Source organism: Actinomadura sp. NPDC048032 (assembly GCF_040653175.1).
In the GTDB taxonomy this organism is placed as follows: Bacteria; Actinomycetota; Actinomycetes; order Streptosporangiales; family Streptosporangiaceae; genus Spirillospora; species Spirillospora verrucosospora.
Genome location: NZ_JBEZJP010000480.1, coordinates 1 through 5,742, shown reverse-complemented (window position 1 = coordinate 5,742; position 5,742 = coordinate 1). Strand labels below are relative to the sequence as shown.

Here is a 5,742-nt window from a genome sequence, read left to right as displayed (position 1 = left end):
AACTCGCCCGCCTCCGCGCCGACCCGTCCCTGCTGCCGTCCGCGGTCGAGGAGATGCTCCACTACTGGCCACCGGTCATGGACTTCCGCCGCACCTCGCCGGGCGGCGCGGTGAGCGGGTCGCGCGCGCGGATGCCGTAGGCGGACGGGACGCCGCTGCCCTTGAAGACCAGCCAGACCGGCTCGCCCGGATACCGCTCCCGGAGCCGGTCGGCGAGCCGCCCGAGGTCCTGGCCCCAGTCGACGTTGGAGTCGTGCAGGCGCAGGTGGGTCTTGGACGGGCCGCCGAACGCCTCGTTGGAGTACGGCAGGTAGTAGGGGAAGGCGCGCAGCGAGCTGACCGCGACGAGCATCAGCAGCGCGACCGTCGCGGCCTTGGCCCACCGCCACGGGACGAGGACCGCGCCGCCCGCCGCCACCGCCAGGAAGACCGGGACGAAGATGGCGTAGCGGACGCCGAGGTCGCGGGACCCGGTCATCGCCACCGCCAGCAGGACGGCCGTGGGCGCGAAGAGGTACGGCGCCGCCGGACGCAGCCGGGGCAGCGCCGCCGTCGCGGCGATTCCCGCCGCCCACAGACCGAGCATCCCCAGCGGCGTCTTCACCAGCAGCGCGGCCGGCAGGTAGTACCAGCGGGAGCCGTGGTAGACGTCACCGAACAGGAAACCGGTCCACCGCATGTCCTCGAAACCGAACTGCGCGCGCATCCCGTCCTGGAAGGGCCGGGGGAACGGCAGCCAGCCGGCGGCGAGCCCGCGCAGCCCGCCGGCGGACGGCAGGTCGGCGGGCGCGGCCCAGCGCAGGCGCGGGTCCACGGCGAGGTAGCTCGCCCACACCACCGCGACGGCCAGGACGCCGACGCCCGCCGCCGACAGCACGGCGGTCGCCACGGGACGGCGCGGCGGGCGGGACGCCCGGACCGACACCGCCGCCAGGACGAGGAGCACCGGCAGCGCGGGCAGCGCGCTCATCTTCGTCGCCACGGCCGCGCCGAGCGCCGCCCCGGCGAGCGGCAGGTAGAGCCGCGGCCTGCGCCTCGCGCGCCAGAGCAGCCACACCGACGTCAGCAGCAGGCCGGCCGTGGGGACGTCCAGTGTGGCCAGCGATCCGTGCGCGATGACGTCGGGGGAGAAGGCGTACAGGGTCAGCGCCGTGAGCCCCCCGGCCGGACCGGCGAGGTCGCGGGCGAACGCGAAGACGACCAGCCCGAACAGCAGCGTCAGCGCGATGACGGGCAGCCGCCCCGCGAGCAGCACCCGCTGGGGGTCGTTGCCCCACCGGTACAGGAACTGCCTCCCGAGCCTGTAGTCGCTGCCGGTGAAGGAGGCGCGCAGGTGCGGTCCGGCGAGCACCGCCCCCGCCCCGATGAGAAGCTTGCCGAGCGGCGGGTGCTCGGCGTTGTGGCGCAGGTCGTGCTCGCGGAGGTAGACCACGCCCGTGCTGATGTAGACGGGCTCGTCGACGGTCGGGCTCTGCTGCACGGCCGTGGTCGCCATCGCGGCGCCCATCTGGGCCAGCAGCAGTGAGACGACCGCCGCGAGCAGCCAGCGGCGGCGCAGCGCGCGGAACCGGCCCGGCGCCTCCTCGGCCGAAGGCGCCGCGGGCCGTCCGGGCTCCGCGGACAGCGAGGTCACGCCGCCACCCCTTCCCGGGGAGCGTCCCCCCGATCTCCGTTCAGCCTCCGAACGCGGTCAAGAATCTGTCGCGGAACGCGCTCATCGGCCAGACGGGAGTATCCCCGCCGGGACGCAGGCCGTCCTGCCAGCCCCATCCGGAGATCCTGTCCAGGACGGCGCCGTCCTTCGCCACGATGGTGATCGGGACGTCCCTGCTCGCGCCCGGCCCGGTGATGAGCGGCGCGGGCTGGTGGTCGCCGAGGAAGACCAGCACGGTGTCCTTGCCGCCGTAGGTCTCCAGGTAGGAGACGAGCGTGTTCAGCGTGTACTCGATCGACGCGCGGTACTCGGCGCGGATGCGGCCGGGTGCCGGCCACGGCGCGTCGTATCCCTTGCCCATCCCGTCGAAGATCGACCCGTCGCCGACCTGCTCCCACGGGACGAGCCGCGGGACGGACGCCCACGGGGCGTGGCTGGACACCAGCGCCGTCTCCGCCATCACCGGCGCCCGGTCCTCCTTCGCCAGTTCGGTGCGCTGGAGCGTCGACAGGGTGTACTGGTCGGGCATCGTGGCGAAGCTGAAGCGCGGGCCTCGGTAGCCGAGGTTCCGGTCGTCGTAGACCTTGTCGTAGCCGTAGAAGGACGCCTCCGGCCAGGCCCGCGTGATCGCCGGCATGAGCGCGACGGTCCGGGAGTCCGCGCGGTGGAACGCCCCGTTCAGCGTCAGCCGGTCGCTGTTCACCAGGGCGCGGTACCGCTGCTGGTTGTTCACCCACAGGCCCGACAGCAGCGTGGCGTGCGCGAGCCAGCTGCCGCCGCCCGCCGTCGAGGACGTGAGCCAGCCGCTGCGCGCGGAGAACCCCGCCTCGCGGAGCCGCCGCGTCCCCTGGTCGAGGACGGCGCCGACCTGCGGCGCGTACTGCGGGCTCTCCACGGCCGACCGCCCGTAGCTCTCCACGAACGCCAGGACGACGTCCTTGCCGCGCAGCCCGGTCAGCAGCTTGTCGGGCGGCGTGCCGCGGAACCTGTCCACGGCGGCGGCCCTGGCGAACTCCTCGCGGTCGTTCAGGCTCGTCCTGACCTGGCGCGCGTGGTCGTAGGCGAGGACCGCCGCGCTCCTGGACGCCACCGGCACCCCGTGGACGAACTGCGCCCCGAGCACGGCGCAGGCGAGCCAGACCGTTCCCAGCACGCCGGCGGCCCAGGACGCCGGCCTTCTGTGCCGGACCGCCACGCCGCTCAGACGCAGCGTCGACAGCGTCGTCAGGACGACCGCGCCGACCGCCAGCGCCACCGCCAGCACGACGGCCGCGACCGCCCCCGCCTGCCCGGACGACTCCTTGACGAACTCCACGGCCGGCCCCAGCAGCGGCCAGTCCAGCACCAGGTCGAACGGCCGGACGAGCACCGCGTCGAACCCGATGTCCAGTACCTTCAGCACGAGCAGCAGCCCGAGCACCGCTCCGGCGGCCCCCGCCGCGTACCGCCTCGCCCCGGCCGGCAGCACGAGGACCAGCGCGACACCGGCCACGCCCTCGATCGGGACGCGCACGAACGCCCCCGGGGCCAGGAGGGCGAACTCGGCCGGCGCGACCAGCGCGACCAGCACGAGCAGGAACGCCGCGCCGGTCACCGCCCGCGCCGCGCCGCGCCGCCGTCGCGAGCGCTCACCGGCCTCGGGGGCGGCGGCGGGCACGTCCTCGTCTGTGATCCGCTCCAGGCGGCTGTCGGTGGTCAGGTCGTCCTCCCAGGTTCGGCCCCCCGCCGCGTATGCGACACCCCACAGCACGTCCACGCCACGGCCGCGGGTTCAAAAAAATCTCATCTCCGGGGGTCCGGGATGTCGAGAACGCGGCAGTGGGTCCGATCCACTGGTGAAAGGCGCCGCAGGGGCGCCGCCAAGGAGGCACCGCAATGAGCAAGGTCACCTGTGACATCGGGATCTCGGTCGACGGGTTCGCGGCGGGTCCGAACCAGCGCCTGGAGGAGCCGCTCGGCGACGGCGGCGAGCGGCTGCACCGGTGGATGTTCGAGGAGCAGGAGGCCAACGCCGAGGAGATCGCGAAGATCACCTCGGCCGGGGCCTACATCATGGGGCGCCACATGTTCGGCCCCGACCGCGGCCCGGCGTGGAACCCGGACTGGACGGGCTGGTGGGGCGAGGAGCCGCCCTACCACGCGCCGGTCTTCGTGCTGACGCACCACCCGCGCGAGAGCATCGTGATGAAGGGCGGCACGACGTTCCACTTCGTCACCGACGGGATCGAGTCGGCGCTGGCCCAGGCGCGGGACGCGGCGGGGGACAGGGACGTCTCGATCGCCGGTGGGGCGAGCACCGTGAACCAGTACCTCGCGGCGGGCCGGATCGAGGAACTCCGCCTCCACATCGCCCCCGTCGTCCTCGGGGAGGGCGAGCGCCTGTTCGAGGGCGTCGGCGACCTGGCGCTGGAGCCGGTCGGCGTGGCCCGGACGCCCCTGGTCACCCACGTCACCTACCGCGTCGGCGGCCCGCGCGGATGACGTGCAGCAGGCGGGCGACCTCGGCGGCGACCGCGTCGCGGCCGGCGGAGACGTAGCGGCGCGGGTCGACCAGTCCGGGATCGGCGGCCAGCCGGTCCCGGACGGCGGCGGTGAACACCTTGTTCAGCTGCGTCGCGACGTTGATCTTGGTCATGCCGTGATCGACGGCGGCGGCGAGCCCGTCGTCGGGCACCCCGGAGGACCCGTGCAGGACCAGCGGGACGGGCACCGCCGCGCGCAGCCGGGCGATGAGCGCGAGATCGAGGACGGTGTCGCGGGTCAGCATCGCGTGGGACGTGCCGACCGCGACCGCCAGGGCGTCCACGCCCGTGGCGGCCACGTACCCGGCGGCCTCGTCCGGGTCGGTGCGGGCGTGCGGCGCGTGCACGCCGTCCTTCCCGCCGATCTCGCCGAGCTCCGCCTCGACCCACACCCCCTCGGCCCGGCAGCGGGCGGCGACCTCGGCGGTGCTCGCCACGTTCGCCTCGTGCGGGAGGGCGGACGCGTCGAACATCACCGACCCGAACCCGAGGGCGACCGCCTCGCGGACGAGGTCCGGCGAGGTGGCGTGGTCCAGGTGGACGACGACCGGGACGGACGCGGCGCGGCCGAGCGCCAGCACGGCCCGCCCGATCGGGCCGAGCGCGCCGTGGTAGGCGACGCAGTTCTCGCTGATCTGCAGGACCACGGGCGCGCCCGCCCGCTCCGCCCCGGCGACGATCGCCTCGGCGTGCTCCAGCTGTATCACGTTGAACGCCCCCAGCCCGCGGCCCCGCGCGTCCGGTCCGGCGATGACGTCACTCATGGGGGCGAGCGGCATGGTTCTCCTCGGTCCGGAGGGTGACACGGGGCAGCAGCGCGGGAAGCCCGGCGAGATCGATCTCGCCCGCGACGGGGGAGCGGACCGCGCAGGCCGCCATCGCGACGGCGCGGCGGAGCCGGTCCGGCCAGGGCAGGCCGGCGGCGAGGCCCGCCGCCAGCCCCGCCACGAGCGCGTCCCCCGCGCCCGTCGGGTTGCCCTGGAGAGGACGGTCGAGCGCGGCGCGCAGGACGCCGTCCGGGGTCGCGGCGAGGACGCCGCCGGCGCCGAGGGAGGCGACGACCGCGCCCGCGCCCGCCTCGCGCAGCGCGCGGATCCCCGCGGCCGTGTCGCCGGTGCCGCTCGCGCGGGCGAGCTCCTCGGCGTTCGGCTTCACGACGCCGGGGCGTCCGGCGAGCCCGAGGCGCAGCGCCTCCCCGTCGGCGTCCAGGATCACCGGGCCGGGCGCCGTGCGGGCGAGCCGCGCGTAGGCGTCCGGGGGGACGCCCGGCGGCAGGCTCCCCGACAGCACGACCACGGCGGCGTCCCGGGCCAGGGACTCGAACGCGGCCAGGAACGCGGCCCACTCCGCGCCGGTCACCTGCGGACCCGGCTCGCAGAACATCGTGGCCTCCGCGCCGACGACGGTGACCGTCCGGCGCGACTCCGCGGCGACCGGAGTGAACGCCGCGGGCACGCCGAGGGAGCCGAGCCCCTCCTCGATGCGCCGCCCCGCGGCGCCTCCGGCCAGGCCGGAGGCCACGACCTCGTGCCCGAGGGCGTGCAGCACCCGGGCCACGTTGACGCC

General features: G+C 75.3%; 5 protein-coding genes. 1 reads left to right on the top strand and 4 read right to left on the bottom strand.

Translation table 11 applies throughout. From position 1 onward, the window contains the following. Nucleotides 1–61: 61 nt before the first annotated feature. Both AB0C69_RS36890 and AB0C69_RS36885 read right to left on the bottom strand, forming a co-directional pair. Entirely contained in the window at nucleotides 62–1,633 is a 1,572-nt protein-coding gene (locus tag AB0C69_RS36890) for a glycosyltransferase family 39 protein (RefSeq protein WP_360360246.1), read from the bottom strand. A gap of 40 nt (nucleotides 1,634–1,673) precedes the next feature. Continuing rightward, nucleotides 1,674–3,404 carry a sulfatase gene (locus tag AB0C69_RS36885; protein WP_360360243.1) on the bottom strand — a complete coding sequence of 577 codons (1,731 nt, stop codon included), beginning with the start codon at nucleotides 3,402–3,404 and terminating at the stop codon, nucleotides 1,674–1,676. A 125-nt stretch (nucleotides 3,405–3,529) separates the two neighbouring features. On the opposite strand from AB0C69_RS36885, the gene AB0C69_RS36880 reads away from it, so the two are divergent. Further along, nucleotides 3,530–4,135 carry a dihydrofolate reductase family protein gene (locus tag AB0C69_RS36880; protein WP_345180586.1) on the top strand — a complete coding sequence of 202 codons (606 nt, stop codon included), beginning with the start codon at nucleotides 3,530–3,532 and terminating at the stop codon, nucleotides 4,133–4,135. Here AB0C69_RS36880 and AB0C69_RS36875 read toward each other — a convergent pair. Continuing rightward, complete coding sequence (locus AB0C69_RS36875; protein ID WP_360360239.1) at nucleotides 4,104–4,940, bottom strand: class II fructose-bisphosphate aldolase; 837 nt, start codon at nucleotides 4,938–4,940, stop codon at nucleotides 4,104–4,106. The two genes, AB0C69_RS36880 and AB0C69_RS36875, sit on opposite strands and share 32 nt — an antisense overlap. Further along, on the bottom strand, nucleotides 4,933–5,742 hold an 810-nt coding region (locus AB0C69_RS36870; RefSeq protein ID WP_360360236.1), incomplete at its 5' end, for a hexose kinase. The genes AB0C69_RS36870 and AB0C69_RS36875, both read right to left, overlap by 8 nt.